Annotated in this window: 19 protein-coding genes; 12 read left to right on the forward strand and 7 right to left on the reverse strand. The window is 71.0% G+C overall.

All coding sequences use genetic code 11. The features are described from left to right. Position 1: 1 nt before the first annotated feature. The 4 genes from CRP49_RS07490 to CRP49_RS07505 form a co-directional block, all read right to left on the reverse strand. The gene (locus CRP49_RS07490) at positions 2-1,477 is read right to left on the reverse strand and encodes a GntP family permease (protein WP_097252696.1); all 1,476 of its coding nucleotides are present in this window, start codon (positions 1,475-1,477) and stop codon (positions 2-4) included. 144 nt (positions 1,478-1,621) lie between these two features. Continuing rightward, positions 1,622-2,032, reverse strand: coding sequence for a RidA family protein (locus tag CRP49_RS07495; RefSeq protein WP_097252697.1), 411 nt, complete (start codon positions 2,030-2,032; stop codon positions 1,622-1,624). A 29-nt stretch (positions 2,033-2,061) separates the two neighbouring features. Beyond that, entirely contained in the window at positions 2,062-2,826 is a 765-nt protein-coding gene (locus tag CRP49_RS07500) for an IclR family transcriptional regulator (protein WP_097252698.1), read from the reverse strand. Then, a complete protein-coding gene (locus CRP49_RS07505) occupies positions 2,823-3,890 on the reverse strand; it encodes a sugar kinase (protein ID WP_097252699.1) in 1,068 nt (355 codons plus the stop codon). Before CRP49_RS07505 ends, CRP49_RS07500 begins: the two co-directional genes overlap by 4 nt. 125 nt (positions 3,891-4,015) lie before the next feature. Between CRP49_RS07505 and CRP49_RS07510 the strand changes: the two genes are divergently transcribed. Both CRP49_RS07510 and CRP49_RS07515 read left to right on the forward strand, forming a co-directional pair. Further along, complete coding sequence (locus CRP49_RS07510; RefSeq protein ID WP_097252700.1) at positions 4,016-5,293, forward strand: alanine racemase; 1,278 nt, start codon at positions 4,016-4,018, stop codon at positions 5,291-5,293. Positions 5,294-5,309: 16 nt separating this feature from the next. Further along, complete coding sequence (locus tag CRP49_RS07515) at positions 5,310-6,920, forward strand: amidohydrolase family protein (RefSeq protein WP_097252701.1); 1,611 nt, start codon at positions 5,310-5,312, stop codon at positions 6,918-6,920. Positions 6,921-6,938: 18 nt separating this feature from the next. Here the strand turns inward: CRP49_RS07515 and CRP49_RS07520 are convergent, their stop codons facing one another. Together CRP49_RS07520 and CRP49_RS07525 are read right to left on the reverse strand one after the other, a co-directional pair. Continuing rightward, the gene (locus tag CRP49_RS07520) at positions 6,939-7,781 is read right to left on the reverse strand and encodes a serine protease (protein WP_097252702.1); all 843 of its coding nucleotides are present in this window, start codon (positions 7,779-7,781) and stop codon (positions 6,939-6,941) included. Positions 7,782-7,911: 130 nt separating this feature from the next. Further along, on the reverse strand, positions 7,912-8,634 hold the full coding sequence (locus CRP49_RS07525; protein WP_257033326.1) for a hypothetical protein: 723 nt from the start codon (positions 8,632-8,634) through the stop codon (positions 7,912-7,914). Between the two features lie 126 nt (positions 8,635-8,760). Here CRP49_RS07525 and CRP49_RS07530 point away from each other — a divergent pair, with 126 nt between their 5' ends. The 6 genes from CRP49_RS07530 to CRP49_RS07555 all read left to right on the forward strand — a co-directional run bounded on the left by CRP49_RS07530 (position 8,761) and on the right by CRP49_RS07555 (position 15,152). Continuing rightward, positions 8,761-9,972 (forward strand): pyridoxal phosphate-dependent aminotransferase, encoded by a 1,212-nt coding sequence (locus CRP49_RS07530; protein ID WP_097252703.1) that lies wholly within the window; start codon positions 8,761-8,763, stop codon positions 9,970-9,972. 98 nt (positions 9,973-10,070) lie between these two features. Beyond that, complete coding sequence (locus tag CRP49_RS07535; RefSeq protein ID WP_097252704.1) at positions 10,071-10,490, forward strand: hypothetical protein; 420 nt, start codon at positions 10,071-10,073, stop codon at positions 10,488-10,490. Between the two features lie 261 nt (positions 10,491-10,751). Next, the gene (locus tag CRP49_RS07540; RefSeq protein ID WP_097252705.1) at positions 10,752-11,837 is read left to right on the forward strand and encodes a substrate-binding domain-containing protein; all 1,086 of its coding nucleotides are present in this window, start codon (positions 10,752-10,754) and stop codon (positions 11,835-11,837) included. Between the two features lie 15 nt (positions 11,838-11,852). Then, positions 11,853-13,022 (forward strand): toxic anion resistance protein, encoded by a 1,170-nt coding sequence (locus CRP49_RS07545; protein WP_097252706.1) that lies wholly within the window; start codon positions 11,853-11,855, stop codon positions 13,020-13,022. After that, positions 13,019-14,563 carry a substrate-binding and VWA domain-containing protein gene (locus CRP49_RS07550; RefSeq protein ID WP_097252707.1) on the forward strand — a complete coding sequence of 515 codons (1,545 nt, stop codon included), beginning with the start codon at positions 13,019-13,021 and terminating at the stop codon, positions 14,561-14,563. Before CRP49_RS07545 ends, CRP49_RS07550 begins: the two co-directional genes overlap by 4 nt. Then, on the forward strand, positions 14,550-15,152 hold the full coding sequence (locus CRP49_RS07555) for a hypothetical protein (protein ID WP_097252708.1): 603 nt from the start codon (positions 14,550-14,552) through the stop codon (positions 15,150-15,152). Before CRP49_RS07550 ends, CRP49_RS07555 begins: the two co-directional genes overlap by 14 nt. A gap of 111 nt (positions 15,153-15,263) precedes the next feature. Here the strand turns inward: CRP49_RS07555 and CRP49_RS07560 are convergent, their stop codons facing one another. Further along, the gene (locus tag CRP49_RS07560; RefSeq protein WP_097252709.1) at positions 15,264-17,087 is read right to left on the reverse strand and encodes a phosphoenolpyruvate carboxykinase (GTP); all 1,824 of its coding nucleotides are present in this window, start codon (positions 17,085-17,087) and stop codon (positions 15,264-15,266) included. Positions 17,088-17,368: 281 nt separating this feature from the next. On the opposite strand from CRP49_RS07560, the gene CRP49_RS07565 reads away from it, so the two are divergent. The 4 genes from CRP49_RS07565 (at position 17,369) to CRP49_RS07580 (ending at position 21,169) form a co-directional block, all read left to right on the forward strand. Continuing rightward, positions 17,369-18,082: a hemolysin III family protein gene (locus tag CRP49_RS07565; RefSeq protein ID WP_097252710.1), complete on the forward strand. Its 714-nt coding sequence runs from the start codon at positions 17,369-17,371 to the stop codon at positions 18,080-18,082. A 124-nt stretch (positions 18,083-18,206) separates the two neighbouring features. Continuing rightward, positions 18,207-19,775 carry an MFS transporter gene (locus CRP49_RS07570; RefSeq protein WP_097252711.1) on the forward strand — a complete coding sequence of 523 codons (1,569 nt, stop codon included), beginning with the start codon at positions 18,207-18,209 and terminating at the stop codon, positions 19,773-19,775. Further along, positions 19,772-20,413, forward strand: a complete 642-nt coding sequence (locus CRP49_RS07575) for a TetR/AcrR family transcriptional regulator (RefSeq protein ID WP_097252712.1) — start codon at positions 19,772-19,774, stop codon at positions 20,411-20,413. Before CRP49_RS07570 ends, CRP49_RS07575 begins: the two co-directional genes overlap by 4 nt. A gap of 33 nt (positions 20,414-20,446) precedes the next feature. Then, complete coding sequence (locus CRP49_RS07580) at positions 20,447-21,169, forward strand: Mut7-C RNAse domain-containing protein (RefSeq protein WP_097252713.1); 723 nt, start codon at positions 20,447-20,449, stop codon at positions 21,167-21,169. Positions 21,170-21,171: the final 2 nt, after the last annotated feature.

Consider the following 21,171-nt stretch of genomic DNA (forward strand, 5'->3'; position numbering starts at 1 on the left):
CCTACAGGAACACGCTCACCACCCCCGCCACCGCGAACCCCGCCACCGACAGCACCGACTCCAGCACCGTCCACGTGCGCAGCGTGTCCCGTTCGGTGATGCCGAAGTACTTGGCGACCATCCAGAAGCCGCCGTCGTTGACGTGCGAAGCGAAGATGGAGCCGGCGGAGATGGCCATGATGACGAGGGCGACGAAGGCCTGGGAGTGGTGGCCCTCGGCGAGGAGCGGGGCGACGATGCCGGCCGTGGTCACGATCGCGACCGTGGCCGAGCCCTGGGCGACGCGCAGCACCAGCGAGATCAGGTACGCCAGCGCGATCACCGGGAGACCCACGTCGTGGAAGGTGTCGGAGAGGGCCTGGGCCACCCCGCTCGCCTTCAGGACGGCGCCGAAGATCCCGCCCGCGCCGACGACCAGCAGGATGTTGCCGACCGGCTTGAGGGACGACGTCGACACGGTCTCCAGGGACTTGCGGGACCAGCCGCGCCGGATGCCGAGCAGGTAGTAGGCGAGCAGCAGGGCGATCGTCAGCGCCACGAAGGGGCTGCCGAAGAACTCGATCACCGAGCGGCCGGTGGAGGGGTCGAGGGCGATCGACGAGAAGGTGGCGGCGAGGATGAGGATCAGGGGCGTACCGATGATGCCGAGGACCGTGCCGAGCGGCACCGGTTGCTCGCGCGGCTCCACGCCCTGCTCGCGCTGCTCGTTCAGCACCGCCAGCTTCGCCTCGGCCGCGGCCTCGACCATGTCCTGCGGTACGGCGACGAAGATGCGCCGGCCGATCCACGCCGAGTACGCCCACGCGGCCAGCACCGCCGGGATGCCGCAGACGATGCCCATGAGGATGACCCAGCCGAGGTCGACGTGGAGGAGGCCCGCGGCCGCGACCGGGCCCGGGTGCGGGGGCAGGAAGGCGTGGGTCATGGAGAGGCCGGCGAGGAGGGGTAGGCAGTACAGCAGGATCGACTTGCTGGAACGCTTGGCGGCCGCGTAGACGATCGGCGCGAGGACGAAGATGCCGACGTCGAAGAAGACCGGGATGCCGAAGATCAGGCCGGTCAGGCCCATGGCGAGGGGCGCGCGCCGCTCCCCGAACAGGTTGAGCAGCCGGGAAGCCAACACCTCGGCTCCGCCGCTGACTTCGAGGATCGCGCCGAGCATCGTGCCCAGCCCGATGATGATCGCGACATGGCCGAGGATGCCGCCCATGCCGGTCTCGATGGTGGAGACGGCGCCGGAGCGCTGGACGGTGCCGAAGAGTTCGGTGACGGAGAGGCCGGAGAGCAGGCCGACCGCTATGGAGACGGCGAGGAGGGCGACGAAGGGCTGCAGCCGGACCTTGATGATCAGGAAGAGCAGCAGGGCTATGCCGACGGCGGCGACGGTGAGCAGTCCCGCGGTGCCGTCGATCAGGAGGAGCAGGCCTCCGGTGTGGGGTGGGGCTGCGGGGGCGGGGGCGGCGAGCGGAAAGGACATTCGGGGGGCCTCTTCTTAAGTGCATCGTTCCGGGGGGTCTGGGGGGTGTCCCCCCAGAGGGCACAGCCGGGCAGGGGGGATCGCGGCACGGCACCCGAGGGGGTGCCGTGCCGTGCGGGACTGCGGGAGGGAGCGGAGGTGCCGTCAGCTCAGGACGGCGAGGGCGTCGATCTCGATGAGGAGGCCGGCGGGCAGACCGACGTAGACCGTGGTCCGGGCGGCGGGCGGCTGGGTGAGGCCCTGTTCCTCGAAGTACGCGTTGTAGATCTCGTTCATCTCGGCGAAGTGGTCCACGTCCGTCAGATAGACGCGGATCATCATCGCGTCGTCCCAGGTCGCGCCGCCCTCCTCCAGGATCGCCTTGACGTTGGCGAGGGTCTGCAGGGTCTGCTCGCGCAGGGTGGGACCGGCCGGCGTCGGGGGCTTGCCGTCCTCGGCGGGCAGGAAGCCGACCTGGCCGGCGACCTGGAGGATGTTGCCCTTCTTCACGCCGTGGGAGAACTTCGCGGGCGGGGTGGTGTGGGTCTTCGGGGTGAGCGCGATCTTCTCGGTCATGCGGGGGGTGTCCTTCGCTGGCGTTTCGGTCATTCGGGGGTGCCCTTCACCGGCGTTCTTCCGGAGTACTCGCCGCTGATCGCGTCCGCGGTACGGCGCACCTGCGGGAGCAGGGTGAGGAGTTCCTCGGCGGTGACGACGACGTTCGGTGCGGACACCGACATCGCGGCGACCACCCGGCCGTCGGCGCCGCGGACGGGGGCCGCGACGCAGTTGATGGACTCCTCGTGGCCGCCGAGGTCGGTGGCCCAGCCCTGTTCGCGCACCTGCTCCAACTCCCGCAGGAACGCGGTGGCGTTGGGGGTGGAACGGGCCGTGTACAGGGGGTAGTCGAGCTTGTCCACGAGGGCGCGGCGCTCGGGTTCGGGCAGGTCGGCCAGGAGCAGCTTGGCGACGGCGGCGACCGTGATGGCGACGGGCTTGCCGATCCGTGAGTACATGCGGACCGGGTAGCGGCTCTCGACCTTGTCGATGTACAGCACCTCGTTCTCCTCGTACACGGCGAGGTGGACGGTGTGGCCGCACTGCTCGTTGAGGCGGACGAGGTGGGGGTGGGCGATCTCGCGGATGTCGAGGTTCTCCATCGCCTCCTGGGCGAGGGCGAAGAGGCGGGCGCCGAGGCGGTAGCGCTGGTCGGACTGGCGGTAGACCAGGCCGTGCTCGTGCAGGGTGCGCAGGAGTCGTAGGGCCGTGGACTTGTGGACGCCGAGGCGGTCGGCGACCTGGCCGAGGTCGGCGGGGCCCTCGGCGAGCAGCGGCAGGATGCTCAGGGCGCGGTCGACGGTCTGACTCATGGGGTGTTCGCCTCCTCCGGGGCCTCGTCGGCTTGCGTCCAGCCGGGGCCGAGTCGAAGTCTCCCCCATGCGTCGTCGTCCAGGGCGGCGAGCCGGTCGGCGTGGCTGCGAGTGGGTGGGGTGGCGAGGTCGCCGGGGGTGGTGAGGGTGGCTGCGGCTGTGAGGTGGCCGTGGCGGAGGCGGTCGCGCATCGGAAGTCCTCGGAGGGTGCCGGAGAGGAATCCGGCGGCGAAGGCGTCTCCGGCGCCGACATGGGCGACGACATCGACCCGTGGTGCCCGGACGAGGGTTGCCGTGCCGTCGGCGTCCTCCATTCCGTCGGTGTTCTTGTCGAACGCGACCGCTCCACCCCTGCCCTGCTTCACGACCACGATCTCCGGCTCGGGCAGCGCCTCCACGATGGCCCGGCCACCGTGCAGTCCCCAGGCCTGGCGTGCCTCGTCGTGTCCCACGAAGACGATGTCGGCCCCGCGCGCCAGCTCCAGCAACACCCGGGCGTCATCGGCGTCCCGCCACAGTCCGGGCCGGTAGTTCACATCGAAGGAGACCAAGGGCCGCCCCTCGCCGGGCTTCATCAGCTCGCGTACAAGTTCCAGGCACCCTTGCGACAACGCCGCCGTGATCCCCGACAGATGCAGCACCCGCCCCGCCCGCACCGCCTCCACGTCCACGTTGTCCACGGTCATCGCGGACGCCGCCGACCCCGCCCGGTAGTACGCCACCTCGTGCTCGTCCGTCGCCCGGTCCCCGGCCGTGCGGAAGTACAGGCCGGTCGGGCGCGTCGTGTCCCGCCGGACGTGGGTGACATCGACGCCGTACGCACCGATCGTCTCGACCAGGTGGTCCCCGAAGCCGTCCGCCCCCACCCGGCTGACCCACCGCACCGCATGCCCGGCGGCCGCCAACCCGCAGGCCACGTTGGACTCGGCTCCGCCGATGGTCCGGTCGAAGGCGGGGACGTCGGCGAGGCGGCCCGGGCGGGTGGGCAGGAAGGTGACCATGGACTCGCCGAGCGCCACGACATCCACCGTGTCGGGGGCGTTGCGGGATCCGGTGGCGGTCACGATCGTCGTAGCTCCTCGGTGGGGGGAGTCCGTTGACCCCGCGTTGGCCGAGATGTTAGACAGCAGTGAGCGACATACGCAATGAATGTTGCAGAGAGTGCAACGCACCAGATCAGGGAGGCCCCATGGCCCAGGAAGCCGGTACCGAAGCACTCGCCCGCCTTGCCGGGGAACGGGTCGACCACCGCTTCAAGGGCCTCCCGCCGGACGCCGAGGGCCTGACCGTCGCCGAACTGGCCGCCCAGCGCCGCAACCTCTTCACCGGCGGCTTCACCACCCCCGTGCTCGCGCTCTCCGCCGAGCGCCTGGAACACAACCTCGCACTCATGGAGACGTACGCCGTCCGCCATGGCCTCGCCTTCGCCCCGCACGGCAAGACCTCCATGGCACCCCAGCTCTTCCGGCGCCAGATCGAGCACGGGGCGTGGGGCATCACCCTCGCCGTGCCGCACCAGGTGTGGGTGGCCCGGGCGTTCGGGATCGAGCGGATCTTCCTGGCCAACGAGCTGGTCGACCCGGCGGCCCTGCGCCGCGTCGCCGCCGACCTCGCGGCCGACCCCGACTTCCGTTTCGTCTGCTACGTCGACTCCGTGCGCGGGGTCGAGCTGATGGACGCGGCCCTGCGCGGCGCCGCCCGCCCGGTGGACGTCGTGGTCGAGCTGGGCGCGGGCGAGGGTGCCCGTACCGGCGTGCGCACCGACGCGGACGCGCGGGCCGTCGCGGACGCGGTGGCGGGCGTGGAGACCCTGCGGCTGGTGGGCGTGGCGGGCTACGAGGCCCAGGTGCCCGGCGCCGCCCCCGAGCCGGTGCGGGCCTGGCTGGGCCGGCTGGTCGCGCTCGCGGCGGAGTTCGACAAGGCGGGGCGGTTCGCCGGGGCCGAGGAGATCGTGGTGAGCGCGGGCGGCAGCGAGTGGTTCGACGCGGTCGCCGACGTCTTCGCCGACATCCCCGAACTCTCCCTCCCCGTTTTGAGGTTGCTGCGCTCGGGCGCGTACGTCTCGCACGACGACGTGCACTACAGCAGGCTCACCCCGTTCAACCGGGTGCCCGAGGAGGGCGCCCTGGAGCCCGCGTTCCGGCTGTGGGCGCAGGTCGTCTCCCGCCCCTCCCCCGAGCAGGCCTTCGTCAACGCGGGCAAGCGGGACGCCGCCTACGACCTCGACCACCCGGTGGCCCACGTGGTGCGCCGGGACGGCACCGAGCACCCGGCGACCGGCGTCGAGGTGACCGCCCTGTCCGACCAGCACCTCTGGCTGGGCACCAGCCCCGAGGCGGACGTCGAGGTCGGCGACTGGATCGGCTTCGGCCTGTCCCACCCCTGCACGGCGTTCGACAAGTGGCAGCTGATCCCGGTGGCCGAGGCGGACGGGACGGTCGTCGACTACATCCGTACGTTCTTCTAAATATCCGGGGAGTGCCGTGGAGGACCTGGTCATCCGGGACGCGGACGTCGTCGACGGCAGCGGTGCGGACTCCTACCGCGCCGATGTCGTGGTCGACGGCGGCCGGATCGTCTCGATCGTCAAGGAGGCCGCGGCGGCGGGCTGTCAGCGGCCCGGGGCGCGGCGGGAGCTGGACGCGGAGGGGCTCGTCCTCTCCCCCGGCTTCATCGACATGCACGCCCACTCCGACCTGGCCCTGCTGCGCGACCCCGACCACAGCGCGAAGGCCGCGCAGGGGGTCACACTCGAAGTCGTCGGCCAGGACGGTCTTTCGTACGCGCCCGTGGACGACCGCACGCTGGAGGAGGTCCGGCGGGCGATCACCGGCTGGAACGGGTACGGCGACGACCTCGACATGGACTGGCGGACGGTGGGCGAGTATCTCGACCGGCTGGACCGGGGCATCGCCGTCAACGCCGCCTATCTCGTCCCGCAGGGCACGGTCCGCGCGCTCGCCGTCGGCTGGGAGGACCGGCCGGCCACGCCCGCCGAGCTGGACCGGATGCGGCAGCTGGTCGCGGAGGGCCTGGAGCAGGGCGCGGTCGGCCTGTCCTCGGGGCTCACGTACACGCCCGGGATGTATGCCGCGGACGCCGAACTGACCGAGCTGTGCCGGGTGGTGGCGCGGTACGGCGGCTACTACTGCCCGCACCACCGCTCCTACGGCGCCGGTGCCCTGGAGGCCTACGCCGAGATGGTGGCGCTGACCCGGGAGGCGGGCTGTCCGCTGCATCTGGCCCACGCGACGATGAACTTCGGCGTGAACAAGGGCCGGGCGCCCGACCTGCTGGCCCTGCTCGACGAGGCCCTGGACTCCGGCGCGGACATCACGCTGGACACCTACCCCTACACCCCCGGCTCCACCACCCTGGCCGCGCTGCTGCCGAGCTGGGCGAGCGAGGGCGGCCCGGAGCGGATCCTGGACCGGCTCGCCGACCCGGCGACGGCCGAGCGGATCCGGCACGACCTGGAGGTGACCGGCGCGGACGGCTGCCACGGCGTGCCCGTGGAGTGGGAGACGGTCGAGATCTCCGGCGTGACCGCACCGGCCCTGGCCGACCACGTGGGCCGTACGGTCCGGGAGTCGGCGGACCTGCACGGGGAGAGCTGCTGGACGACCGCCCGCCGCCTGCTGGTCGAGGACCGGCTCGGTACGACGATCCTGCAGCACGTCGGCCACGAGGAGAACGTCCGCACGATCATGCGGCACCGCGCCCACACCGGCGGCTCGGACGGCATCCTGCAGGGCGCCAAGCCGCACCCGCGGGCCTACGGCACGTTCCCGCGCTATCTCGGGCACTACGTACGGGAGCTGGGCGTGCTGACACTGGAGGAGTGCGTCGCCCACCTCACGGCGCGGCCCGCGGCCCGGCTGCGACTGCCGGACCGCGGGCTGGTGCGTGAGGGCTACCGGGCGGACCTGGTGCTCTTCGACCCGGAGACGGTGTCGCCCGGCGCCACCTTCGCCGAGCCCCGCGCGCTGCCGACCGGGATCCCGTACGTCCTGGTCGACGGGGGGTTCGTCATCGAGGACGGCCGGCGGACGGACGTACTGGCGGGCCGGGCGGTGCGCCGTACACCGGTGTGACCGCCCGGGCCGGAGGGACTACGGCTTGGGCAGGGTGCAGCCGGAGGCGCTCAGGTTGAGCTTGTTGCCGGTCGTGAAGCAGGCCGGGATCTGGTAGGTCTCCTCGGCGTAGTTGATGCCCTGGCGGACGGTGACCTTGCCGCTCTCGTCCACCTCGCACGGGTTGTTCTCGGTGCAGGTCTCGCCGTCCTCGTTGCCCGTGTTGTTGACGGCGACGACGTTGCCGGTGCTGGTGTCGATCACCGGGGAGCCGGAGGTGCCGCCGATGGTGTTGCAGGCGGAGGTGTAGCGCAGCGAGTCCTTCCAGGTCCAGTCGCCCTCCTTCAGCCGGTACACGAACCCGTCCACGTTGCAGCTGTAGATCCGCTTCCAGTAACCGGAGACGACCTTGATGGCGGCACCGGTGGTCGGGTGCGTGTTCTGCACGGTGAGCGGGCTGATGCCGTACGAGCTCTTGATCGCCGCGTAGGTGGTGGTCAGCCGGTAGATCGTGACGTCCGTGTCCGTCATGGTCGAGTAGACGACCTGGTTGGCGCGGAGCGTGGCGACCTTGGTGCCGGAGGAGTTCAGCAGGCCGAAGGTGCGGCTGGAGGACTGGCCGGTGATGACCTCGCCCGGTTCCGGGAAGCCGGTCTCCAGGCAGTGGCCGTTGGTCATCACGAGCGCCGGGTCGCTGTCCGCGGAGTTCGGGAAGCGGACGACGGAGCCGGAGCAGTTGCTGAGCGAGACGGTGCCCGCGAAGTTGACGGTCACCGCCTTGGCCGCCTTGGCCGTCTTGGCCTGGGGCGCGGCGACCGCGGGGGTCGCGCCGAGCCCGGCGATCGCCAGGGCGGAGAGCGCGGCCAGGAGAGGCTTGTTCATGTGGGGGTCCCCTCTGCAGACATAAGCGACCGGAGATCTTCCGGCCGCCCACTGTCTTGTCATGAGCATTCTCATGAGAGGGACATGAGTGAGCAAGGAGTTGTATGCGAACTGTTTTCCTGACGGGACGTCAATCAGTGGACGAGCGGGGCTTCTTGGTGGCACCTCGGCCGTGCCCCCGACCGCCGGGGACGCCGGTCGCCGTCGTCGTCGCGGACGCGCTCGCGGTCGCCGAATCGCTCGTCGCCGTCGGCGTGGGGGCGGTGGAGGTCTGCGCGCCCGGGGAGGTGGCGGTGCTCGCCGAGGCGGTGGTGGGCCCGGACGTGAGGGACGGCGAGGCACCGCCGGGGGCGCCTGCGGTGGTCGTGGCGCTCGGCGTCGCTCCACTGTCCTGCCGCGTGCTCGGCGCGCCGGAGTCACCGGAGTCGCCGGAGGAGACCCGGCCGCCCTTCGCGGGCTGCTGTCCGGCCGGGGAGCCCGAGCCGCCCGCCAGCGCGGCGATCACGGCGACGGCACCGGCCACGCCGAGGACCCCCGCGACGACCGCCACCCGACGACGGCCGCCCTGCTTCCGCCGCCGCCGGAGATCGGCCCGGCCGCGGCCCGCCACGGGAGCGGGCGGCCCGGCGGGATCGTCCGGCGCGGGCACCGGGGGCACCGCGGGCACCGCGGGCAGCTCACGGGTCTCGTCGTAGGCGTTCTGCCAGCCGTGGGCGGCGGCAGGATCGACGTACTCCTCGTACGACGGGGCCGAGGCGGCCTGCGGGTGGTACACGTTCGGCGCAGCCTCCGGCTCGCCACCCGCTCTGTGCGCGCCGTACGCCTCCGCCGCGTGCTCACGATCGGTGGACATGGGCGGGAATTGTAGAGACGCGTGTGACTCCTGAGACAGCTACCGGCGATAACAGCACAAAGCTCCGTGTCTCACGTGTCGGAAAACACGACCCGTGAGGCGTTACCGGGCCGTAAGCTCACGGACATGCAGGTGATCCAGTCGACCAAGCTCGCCAACGTCTGTTACGAGATCCGGGGCCCGGTTCTCGAGGAGGCGATGCGCCTTGAGGCAGCAGGTCACCGCATCCTGAAGCTCAACACGGGCAACCCGGCCGCCTTCGGCTTCGAGTGCCCGCCGGAGATCCTGGAGGACATCCTCCGCAACGTCTCCACCGCGCACGGCTACGGCGACGCGAAGGGCCTGCTGGCCGCGCGCCGGGCGGTCGTCATGCACAACCAGACCCTCGGCATCGAGACCGACGTCGAGCACGTCTTCATCGGCAACGGCGTCTCCGAGCTGATCGTGATGGCGATGCAGGGCCTGCTGGACGACGGCGACGAGGTCCTCGTACCGGCCCCGGACTACCCGCTGTGGACGGCGGCCGTCTCCCTGTCCGGCGGTACGGCGGTGCACTACCGCTGTGACGAGCAGTCGGACTGGATGCCCGACCTCGCCGACGTCGAGCGCAAGGTGACCGACCGCACCAAGGCGATCGTCATCATCAACCCGAACAACCCCACGGGCGCGGTCTACGACGAGGCGATGATCAAGGGGCTGACGGACATCGCCCGCCGCCACAACCTGCTGGTCTGCTCCGACGAGATCTACGACAAGATCCTCTACGACGGCGCCACGCACACCCCGACCGCCAAGGTCGCCCCCGATCTGCTCACCCTCACCTTCAACGGCATGTCCAAGGCGTACCGGGTGGCCGGCTACCGCGTCGGCTGGATGTCGATCTCCGGCCCGCGCGCCCACGCCGACTCCTACATCGAGGGCCTGACCATCCTGGCCAACATGCGGCTGTGCGCCAACATGCCGGGCCAGCACGGGGTGGTCGCCGCGCTCAGCGGACGCCAGTCGATCAACGACCTGGTGCTGCCGGGCGGCCGGCTCAAGGAGCAGCTGGACGTCGCCTACGACCTGCTCACCCAGATCCCGGGCGTGACCTGCGTACGACCCAAGGGTGCGCTGTATCTCTTCCCGCGCCTCGACCCCAAGGTCTTCAAGATCAGGGACGACCGGCGGATGGTGCTGGAGCTGCTGCGCCAGGAGAAGATCATGGTCGTCCAGGGCACCGGCTTCAACTGGCCCGAGCCCGACCACTTCCGTGTGGTGACCCTGCCGTCCGCCGGTGATCTCCGGGACGCGGTGACCCGGATCGGGAACTTCCTGGACGGATACAGCCAGCCGTAGCGGACGGAGACCGGCGGACCGCAATCCGTGACACGGCTCAACTTTAGACGAAATCCAAGCTAGGATGGTTTCCTGTCAGAGCACAGGAGGCCATCCCCATGTACGAACCGATCCGCACCAAGTCGGTCCACAGCACGATGGCCGGCACCCCTTCCGACTTTCCGCACCGGTCGCGCGAGGAGGAGCTGGACATCCAGCTGGCCGGACACCTCTCCGCGCTGCTCGCCGTCACCGACGACCTGCGCGCCCTGACCCCGTGCGCCGACCTGGACACGGCCGCGGAACGCCTCGCCGGCGAGGTCGGCCGACTGCGGGCAGGACGTCCGCCGTTGCGTGCGACGCCGACCGCGTCCGGTGACCCCGCCGCCCTTCACCAGCGCGCGCACGCCCTCGCCGGCCGCGCCCTCGTGGTCGCCGCCTCCCGCGCGGACACCGCGGCGGCGATCCTCTCGGCCGAGCGGATGGACGCCCACGCCGCCGCCCTGGCCGACCCGAAGGAACTCAGCGCGGCCCACTGACCCCGCCTCAGGGGTCCCCCGATCGGCCCCGGTCCGCGTGCACCCGCAGCGACGCGCGGACCGGGCGCCATACACTGCGTTGGCTTGAGCTGGGTGCCTTTCGCCGTAGGGGCTTGCGTCTCCTGCGGCTACCGGATCGTCGTGGTTTCTCGCGCCGTTCCCCGCGCCCCTTAAGGGCGTTGCAGGGCCGGGGCCGGTATGTCACCCCCCGTTCACCGCCCGCCGCGGGGAATGTTGGATTCCGCGAGCACGCTCCGCCGTGTGAGACGTATCGCGGGAATCGTCCTCGCGGTTCTGCTGATCGGTGGCGTGGTGGCCGCCGTCGTCGCGGGACGGCATGGGGAGGACAAGGGCACGGCAACGAAGACCGTGCGGGGAGTGATCGGATCGGAGAAGGCCGACTTCTTCGCCGATCCCGATGTGGTGAAGGCCCTCGCCGCCAAGGGCTACACCGTGCAGACGGAGGCGTCGGGGTCCTGGGCCATGGAGGGCCTGGACCTCAAGGGATACGACTTCGCCTTCCCGTCCAGCCAGGCGCCCGCCGACGTGCTGGCCGCCAAGTACCACGTGCAGGAGCCGCTGCCCCGGCCCTTCTACTCGCCCCTCGTGGTCGTGGCCCACCGCAGTGCCGCCGATGTGCTGGCCGCCAACGGGCTGGCCACGCTCGACGGGAAGAGCCGGGGCACGCTGAAGATGGGCGCCTACGTCGACGCCGCCCGGCACAACCGGACCTGGCAGCAGCTCAAGGGAGCTTCCAGGCACGGGGAGTTGACCGGCACCCTCTACATCGCGAGCACCGACCCGGAGTCCTCCAACTCGGGCGCGCTGTACCTCGCCGCCGCCTCCTACGTCGCGAACGGCGGCAAGGTGGTCGCGAGCAAGGCCGACGTCGACCGCACCGCACCCCTGCTGCGCCAACTGGTCAGTGTCCAGGGCGCCCAGCAGTCCAGCTCGGACGCGGTCTTCCGGGACTTCGTCAGCGGCGCCGGAAACCCGCTGGTGCTCGTGTACGAGTCGCAGGTCGCCTCGCTGCTCGCCGAACAGCAGCCCAGCTCGGACGCAGCCGACCTCGTGGTGCTCTACCCGGACACCACGGTCAACAGCGACCACACCGTCGTACCGCTCGACGCGAACGGCCGCGCGCTCGGGGAACTCCTCAGCACCGACCCCACGCTGCGCAAGCTCGCCGTACGGCACGGTTTCCGGCCGCAGGGCGACGCCGCCGAGTTCGTCGCGGCCACCGCGGACCGCACCGCCTACCTGAACCAGAAGCTGACCGGCGTCCGGCAGGCGCCCGTGCCCACCTCCGCGGTGCTGCACGACATGGCCCGCCGGGCGCGCGGATGACGGGGGGATCGTCAAGTGACCAGTAACGAGAACGAGTTCATACTCACACCGCCCGAGGCCGTCACGCCCGTGCCGCGGGACAAGGCCGGTGGGCTGGTGCCCGTCGAGGACGGTGTGCGCACCGACATGGCCCGCAAGGCCGCCGCCTACGTCGACGGGCTCGCCTCGCTCGACGCCCGCTCGCCCGAGTTCGCGGGCAAGGTCGGCGAGATCACCGCCCTCGGCGCCGGCGACATGCGCACCGCCGCGGCGCAGTCCAACCGCATGCTGGAGCGGACCGTGCGCAGCCTGCCCGACAAGGGCGGGGACGCCCAGACGAAGGTCGCCGGCTCGCTGGTGGAACTCCGCCGGGTCGTCGAGGACCTGGACCCGCGCGACCTCCCGTCGAGCAAGGGCCGCAAGTTCCTCTCCCGGCTGCCCGGCGGCAACAAGCTGCGCGACCACGTCGCCAAGTACGCCTCGGCTCAGGGCACGTTGAACAGGATCGTGGGCTCGCTGCGCGGCGGGCAGGACGAACTACGCCGGGACAACGCCGCGTTGCAGACCGAGCGGGTCCGGCTGTGGGAGTCCATGGGCAAGCTCCAGGAGTACGTCGTCCTCACCGAGGCCCTGGACACCGCCGTCGAGGAGCACATCGCCCGGGTCACCGACCCCCAGCAGGCCGACAGCCTGCGCGCCGACGTCCTCTTCCCGGTCCGGCAGAAGCACCAGGACCTGCTCACCCAGCTCGCGGTGTGCGCACAGGGCTACCTCGCCATGGACGTCGTACGCCGTAACAACGACGAGCTGATCAAGGGCGTCGACCGGGCGGCCACCACCACCGTCTCGGCCCTGCGCATCTCCGTGATGCTGGCCTCCGCCCTCGACAACCAGAAGAAGGTCGTCGAGCAGGTCAACGCGCTGCGCGGCACCACCGAGGACCTCATCCGGGCCAACGCCGACATGCTCAGCACGCAGAGCGGCGAGATCCAGCGCATCGCCGCCGACCCGGCCGTCGGCGCGGAGACGCTGCGCTCGGCGTTCCAGCAGATCTACCGCACCCTGGACGCCATCGACACCTACAAGGCGCAGGCGACCGAGGCGATGGCCTCCACCGTCCAGTCGCTGACGGACGAGCTGCAGAACGCGAGCGCGTACCTGGAGCGCAGCCGGTCGCGGGGCGCGCTGGAGGGCGGACTCGCATGACGAGACGGACACTGGCCGTGCTGGCCACGACGGCCGCTCTGCTGACCGCCTGCACGGCCGAGGGACACGAGGACGGCACCGCCGACTCCACCGCCCCGAAGCCCGGCACCCTGCGGATCCTCGCCTCCAGCGAACTCAGCGACATGACCGCCGTCTTCGACCGCGTCCGCAAGGACACCGGTGTCACCGTCCGCCCGACCTACATGGGCACCCTGGACGCCGTGGACCTGCTCGCCAAGGGCAAGGCCGACGGGGCGTACGACGCGCTGTGGCTGTCCTCGGACGACTATCTGCGGCTGCGGCCCGACGCGGCGAAGAAGGTGCTCTCCGAGACGCCGGTCATGTCCAGCCCGGTCGCCATCGGCGTGAAGACGGCCACCGCCCAGGCCCTCGGCTGGAAGCCCGAGCAGGTCACCTGGTCGCAGATCGAGCAGGCCGTGCAGGACGGGAAGCTGACGTACGGCATGACCGATCCGGCCCGCTCCAACTCCGGTTTCTCCACCCTCGTCTCGGTCGCCTCGGCCCTGTCCGGTGCCCAGTCCGCACTGACGGACGCGGACGTGGCCAAGGCCACGCCGAGGCTGAAGGAGTTCTTCAAGGGCCAGAAGCTGACGTCGGGTTCCTCCGGCTGGCTGGCGACGGCGTACAAGCGGCGTGGCAACGTCGACGCCCTGCTCAACTACGAGTCCGTCCTCAAGGGCATCCCGGGCCTGACCGTGATCCGCCCCAAGGACGGCGTCGTCACCGCCGACTACCCGCTCTCCTCGCTCACCGCGACCGACGCCCGCACCCGTGAGGACGTCCGCAAGGTGACCGAGGACCTGCGCACCGACGCCGTACAGAAGCTGATCACCGACACCACCCACCGCCGCCCGGTCGTCGCCTCGGTGGCGCCCGCGTCCGGCCTGGACACGAGCCGCCGGCGCGAACTGCCGTTCCCCGGCAGCCGTTCCGTCGCCGACGGGCTCCTCGACTCCTACGAGAACGAGCTGCGCCGCCCCTCGCGCACGGTGTACGTCCTCGACACCTCCGGCTCGATGGAGGGCGACCGGCTGACCGCGCTGAAGAAGGCGCTCACCGGCCTGACCGGCGACTTCCGCGACCGTGAGGAGGTCACGCTGATGCCGTTCGGCTCGGACGTGAAGAGCGTGCGGACGCACGTCGTGGACCCCAAGGACCCGAAGGCCGGTCTGGACGCCATCCGCACGGACACCGACGCCCTCGAAGCCGACGGCAACACCGCGATCTACACCTCGCTGGAGAAGGCCTACGACCACCTCGGCGCGGACCGCGACACGTTCACCTCGATCGTGCTGATGACCGACGGCGAGAACACCACCGGCGCCAGGGCCGGGGACTTCGACGGCTTCTACCGCCGGCTCACCGGCACCCGGCGGGACACCCCCGTCTTCCCGATCCTCTTCGGCGACTCCGACCGCTCCGAGCTGGCCCACATCGCCGACCTGACCGGCGGCCGCCTCTTCGACGCCCAGAGCGGCTCGCTGGACGGCGCCTTCGAGGAGATCCGTGGCTACCAGTAAGGTCCTCGGCTATCTCGAGTCCCGCAAGAACCTCACCGGCGGCGCCCTGGGCCTGGTCGGCCTGGTGCTGACCTTCACCGGGGTCGCGGGCCCGTACTGGCCCGTCGTGGTGGCCGGACTCTACGGCGCGGGCGCGCTGATCGCCCCGCCGGAGCGGCCGGCCCCGCCCGCCTTCCCGGATCCGTCGGCCCAGCTCGACGCGGTGCGCGAGGACTTCGGGAAGCTCGGCGGGTATCTCGCCGACGTCGACCTGCCGCCCACTCCCGCCGCCCGGCTCACCGAGCTGACCGACCTGCTGGCCGCGCTGCTGGAGCCGGGCTGGGTCGCCGAGGCGCTCGCCCGGGACCCCGAGGGCGTGCACGCCCTCTCCCGGGCGGTACGGCAGGACGTCCCCGAGGCCGTCGACGCCTTCGTCCGCACCCGGTGGTGGACCCGGCTGACCCCGGGCACCGAGCCGCCCGAACTCCATCTCGAACGGCAGCTCTCCCTGCTGCGCGAGGAGGCCGAACGGCTGGCGTCGGCACTGCGCGACGCGGAGGCTCGCAGGCAGGAGACCCACACGCGCTATCTGGAGGACCGTCAGCAGTAGACGAAGGCCCCGCACGCCGTTGTGCGGGGCCTTCGACGGTGTCACCACGGCCGGCCGTGACGATCGCTGGTCAGGGCATCCCAACCGGCCGTGGAGTCTTCGGTGCGGGGCTCAGCCCAGGCGCTCGACCAGCGCGCGGTACTGGTCCCACAGCTCCTTCGGCGTGTGGTCGCCGAAGGTGTTGAGGTGCTCGGGGACGAGGGCCGCCTCCTCGCGCCAGACCTCCTTGTCGACCGTGAGCAGGAAGTCGAGGTCGGACTCGGCCAGTTCGAGGCCGTTGGTGTCCAGCGCGTCCCGGGTCGGCAGGACGCCGATCGGGGTCTCGACGCCCTCGGCCTTGCCGTCCAGGCGCTCCACGATCCACTTCAGGACGCGGCTGTTCTCACCGAAGCCCGGCCAGACGAACTTGCCCGCGTCGTTCTTGCGGAACCAGTTGACGTAGTAGATCTTCGGCAGCTTGGACTGGTCCTTGTCCTTGGCCACGTTGACCCAGTGGGCCATGTAGTCGCCCATGTTGTAGCCGCAGAACGGCAGCATGGCGAAGGGGTCGCGGCGCAGCTCGCCGACCTTGCCCTCGGCGGCGGCGGTCTTCTCGCTCGCCACGTTGGCGCCGAGGAACACACCGTGGTTCCAGTCGAAGGACTCCGTCACCAGCGGCACCGCGGAGGCGCGGCGGCCGCCGAAGAGGATCGCCGAGATCGGCACGCCCTTCGGGTCCTCCCACTCGGGCGCGATGATCGGGCACTGGGAGGCCGGGACGGTGAAGCGGGCGTTGGGGTGGGCGGCCGGGGTCTCGGACGCCGGCGTCCACTCGTTGCCCTTCCAGTCGGTCAGATGGGCGGGCGCCTCCTCGGTCATGCCCTCCCACCAGACGTCGTCGTCGTCGGTGAGGGCGACGTTGGTGAAGACCGCGTTGCCCCACAGCGTCTTCATCGCGTTGGCGTTGGTGTGCTCACCGGTGCCGGGCGCGACGCCGAAGAAGCCGGCCTCGGGGTTGATCGCGTACAGCCGGCCGTCCGCGCCGAACCGCATCCAGGCGATGTCGTCGCCGATGGTCTCCACGGTCCAGCCGGAGATCGTGGGCTCCAGCATGGCGAGGTTGGTCTTGCCGCAGGCGCTCGGGAAGGCGGCGGCGACGTACTTGGACTCGCCCTGCGGCGGGGTGAGCTTGAGGATCAGCATGTGCTCGGCCAGCCAGCCCTCGTCGCGGGCCATGACGGAGGCGATGCGCAGGGCGTAGCACTTCTTGCCGAGCAGCGCGTTGCCGCCGTAGCCGGAGCCGTACGACCAGATCTCGCGGCTCTCCGGGAAGTGGGAGATGTACTTGGTCTGGTTGCAGGGCCAGGGGACGTCCGCCTGGCCGGGCTCCAGCGGGGCGCCGAGCGAGTGGACGGCCTTGACGAAGAAGCCGCTGTCGCCCAGCTCGTCCAGGACGGCCTGGCCCATGCGCGTCATCGTGCGCATGGAGACGGCGACGTAGGCGGAGTCGGTGATCTCCACGCCGATCGCGGAGAGCGGGGAGCCGAGCGGGCCCATGCAGAACGGGACGACGTACATGGTCCGGCCGCGCATCGAGCCGCGGAACAGGCCCTTCTCACCTGCGAAGATCTCCCGCATCTCGGCGGGGGCCTTCCAGTGGTTGGTCGGGCCGGCGTCCTGCTCCTGCTCGGAGCAGATGAAGGTCCGGTCCTCGACGCGCGCGACGTCGGTCGGGTCGGAGGCGGCGTAGTAGGAGTGCGGGCGCTTGATCGGGTCGAGCTTCTTGAAGGTCCCCTTGCCGACGAGCTCCTCGCACAGTCGCTCGTACTCGGCCTCGGATCCGTCACACCAGACCACGCTGTCCGGCTGGGTCAGTTCGACGATCTCGTTGACCCACGAGATCAGTTCCTGGTGGTTGGTGGGGATGACGGTGGGAGCCGCGATGTCGCGCGCCACGATTGCTCCTAATTGAGGGATTTTTGTCTTGTCTCGCCCCGTGGGGGCCGCGGCCCGGACGCTTCGTAGCCGCTCATCCGGTGCCGACCGCACTCATTTGATCATCCGATTCTAGTGCCCATCTGTCCAGAGGGCATCACAGGTGAGCAACGTGAGGAATCCCACGGTTTCCGTGATTCTTTGCGTACGCATGGAGTTCAACAGGAGGACTTTTTGCGTTACGACCCCTCACGAGGGCGCGCTGACGCGCGACTTACGGAGCCGTAGGTACCATGCCCCGCATGACTGCGCCCGTCCCCGACGCGCCCACGGACTCGCCGGCCGCCGGCCACGGTCCCACCGCGCTCTCGCTGCCGCACCCGGTCAAGCCCAGGCTCCGCGGCTGGCTGCACCTCGGCATGTTCCCGGCCGTACTGATCGCCGGGCTGGTGCTCACCGCCCTCGCCGACTCCACCAGAGGCCGCATCGCCTGCGGGATCTACGTCCTGACGGCCTGCCTGCTCTTCGGCGTCAGCGCGCTGTACCACCGGGGCAACTGGAGCCCCCGGATGGACGGCGTACTGCGCCGCCTCGACCACGCCAACATCTTCCTGATCATCGCGGGCACCTACACCCCGCTGACCATGCTGCTCCTACCGGGCGCCAAGGGTCAGTGGCTGCTGTGGAGCGTCTGGGCCGCGGCCGCCGCGGGCATCGTCTTCCGCGTCTTCTGGGTCGGCGCCCCGCGCTGGCTCTACACCCCCTGCTACATCGCGATGGGCTGGGCGGCCGTCTTCTTCCTGCCCGACTTCATGCGCACCGGCGGCATCGCCGTCCTGGTCCTGGTGATCGTCGGCGGCCTGCTCTACAGCGCCGGGGGCGTGATCTACGGCATCAAGCGCCCGAACCCGTCACCGCGCTGGTTCGGCTTCCACGAGGTCTTCCACTCCCTCACCCTCGCCGCGTTCGTCGTCCACTACGTCGGCATCTCGCTGGTGGCGTACCAGCACGCGTAACCCTTCGAGCAGCCCTTTCGAGCGGCCCCTTTCCGGCCACGGCACTCCAGCCGTGGCCGTTTTTCATGCCCTGACAGAGCATCCCTATTGACGACAGCCGTCTTTTGATAGTTACTCTCATTTCATGGTTGCTGTCATCCAGACCGAAGAGACGCGGCGCGACTCCCGCCGCTGGTGGGCCCTCGGGGCCCTGGTCGCGAGCATGCTGGTGCTCGGCTTCGACATGACGATCCTCAACGTGGCACTGCCGACCATGGCGGAGCAGCTCGGCGCCACCACCGGTCAGCAGCAGTGGATGGCGGACGCGTACGTCGTCGTCTTCGCGGCGCTGATGCTCCCGGCGGGCCTGCTCGGCGACCGGTTCGGGCGGCGGCGGATGCTGATCGCCGGACTGGTGGTCTTCCTGGCCGGCTCCCTGCTGGGCGCCCTCGCCGGTGACGTGAACGTGGTGATCGCGGCCCGCGCGGTGATGGGCGTGGGCGCCGCGCTGATCACACCGCTGGCGATGTCGGTGCTGCCGTCGCTGTTCACCCCGGACGAGCAGGGCAAGGCCATCGGCCTCGTCTCCACCGGCTCGGCACTGGGCCTGCCGCTGGGCCCGATCATCGGCGGCTGGCTGCTCGACCACTTCTGGTGGGGCTCGGTCTTCCTGATCAACGTCCCGATGGTCGCGATCGGCATCACGGCCTGCGTCCTCCTGCTCCCCGAGACCCGCGACCCCGCCTCCCCCCAGGTCGACACCCTCTCCACCGCGTTCACCGTCGGCGGGCTCGGCGCCCTCATCTACGCGATCATCGAGGCCCCCGACCGCGGCTGGGGCGATCCGCTGATCCTCGCGATGTTCGCCGGAGCGGCGGTCCTGATCACCGGGCTGGTCCTACGCTCGCGCCGGGTGCGGCGCCCCATGCTGGACATGACCCTGCTCGCCAGGCGCGGCTTCCTGCTCAACACCGTCGCCGCGACCCTGGTGATGTTCGTGCTGTCCGGCCTGATGTTCGTGCTGCCGCCCTACCTCCAGGCCGTCCTCGGCAACGACACCCTCGGCACCGGCGTCCGGATGCTGCCCATGGTCCTCGGCCTGTCCGTCGCCGCGAAGCTCGCTCCCCCGGTCGCCACCCGCTTCGGGGCGCGCGCCACGGTCAGCGCGGGCCTGGTCGTGCTGGCCTTCGCCGCCCTGCTCGGCAGCCGTACGACGACCGGCCAGGGCTACGGATACACCGCCCTGTGGCTCACCATCGCCGGCCTCGGCTTCGGCTTCGCGCTCGTACCGTCCATGACCGGCGCCCTCGCGACCCTGCCCCGGGACCGGGCCGGCAGCGGCTCGGGCCTGCTGATGACCCTGCGCCAGGTGGGCTCAGCGATCGGCATCGCCCTGCTCGGCAGCCTGCTGGCCAACGTCTTCCGCGACCGCCTCGACGTGACCGGCCTGCCCGCACCGGCCGCCCACACCGCCGGGGACTCGGTGGTCGCCGCGCATCTGATCGCCCAGAAGACCGGCTCCGCGCACCTGGCCGCCTCCGCGAACAGTGCCTACGTCCACGGCATGGGCGTGGTCCTGCTGGTGTGCGGCATCGCCGCCCTCGTCTCCGCGCTGCTGGCGGCGGCCTTCCTGCCGAACACCCCGGTCGCGCGGCGCACGGAACGGGAGCAGGCCCCGGCCGTGGCCGCCCCCGCGGGAGATGCCGGACAATGACGGGCATGACGGCCGCACACTCCCCCGCCTCCGCTGCCGACCGCACCCGCCTCGGTCTGCGCGAACGCAAGAAGATCAAGACCCGCGAGGCGATCCGCGCGGCGACGTACGCCCTGGTCGAGGAGCAGGGGTACGACGCCACGACGATCGACCAGATCGCCGACCGGGCGGAGGTGTCGCCGTCGACCGTCTTCCGCTACTTCCCGACCAAGGAGGACATCGTCCTCACCGACGAGTACGACCCGCTCATCATGGAGGAGATCAGGCAGCGGCCCGCGGAGGAACCGTGGGCGGACACCATCCGGTACGTGATGCGGCGGGCCGTCCAGCTCGGCGTCGACGAGGACCGGCGGATCTCCCGGCTGCGGACCCACCTGATGGTCCAGGTCCCCGCGGTGCGCTCGCGCATGATGGAGAGCATGTCGGTGACCGGCCACATGCTCTGCCAGGCCATCGGCGAGCGCACCGGCCGCGATCCGGAGAGCCTGGAGGTGCGGGTCTACGCCATGTCGCTGATCGGCGGCCTGATGGAGACGTCCATGTACTGGGCCGAACACGGCCACCGGGACGACTTCGAGAGCCTCGTCGACCGCACCCTGGACGTCCTCGAACACGGCCTCCCCGCCGAAAAACCCTGAGGCCCCGGCCCGGCCCCGTGCCATCCTGACGATGTGAACGGACCCGAGATCCACGTCGAAGTCGCCCCCGCACTGCACCTGTTCGTGCCGCCGGCAAGGCGCGCCGGTGCCGCAGGTCTCAGCACGGACGGCGTCTCGACGCTCGGCCATGTCATCGAGTCCCTCGGCGTCCCGCTCACCGAGGTCGGCGCGCTGGTCGTGGACGGCCGCGAGGTGCCGCCGTCGCACATCCCGGCGTCGGGCGAGCGCGTGGAGGTCCGCGCGGTGCAGCGCCCCCAGCAGGTCCCCGGCGCCCCGCTCCGCTTCCTCCTCGACGTCCACCTCGGCACCCTCGCCCGCCGGCTGCGCCTGCTCGGCGTGGACACGGCGTACGAGTCGACCGACATCGGCGACCCTGCGCTGGCCGCCCGCTCGGCGGCGGAGAAGCGGGTCATGCTCAGCCGCGACCGGGGCCTGCTGCGCCGCCGCGAGCTGTGGGCGGGGGCGTACATCTACAGCACCCGCCCCGAGGACCAGCTCCAGGACGTCCTCGACCGCTTCGCCCCCGACCTGCGCCCCTGGACCCGCTGCACCGCCTGCAACGGCCTGCTGCGCGAGGCCACCAAGGACGAGGTCGCCGACCAGCTGGAACACGGCACCCAGCGCACGTACGACGTCTTCGCCCAGTGCACGGCATGCGGCCGCGCCTACTGGAAGGGCGCGCACCACGACCAGCTCGAAGCGATCGTGGAACGCGCCCTGGCGCAACGCCCCTAGGG

Source organism: Streptomyces sp. Ag109_G2-15 (assembly GCF_900215565.1).
In the GTDB taxonomy this organism is placed as follows: domain Bacteria; phylum Actinomycetota; class Actinomycetes; order Streptomycetales; family Streptomycetaceae; genus Streptomyces; species Streptomyces diastatochromogenes.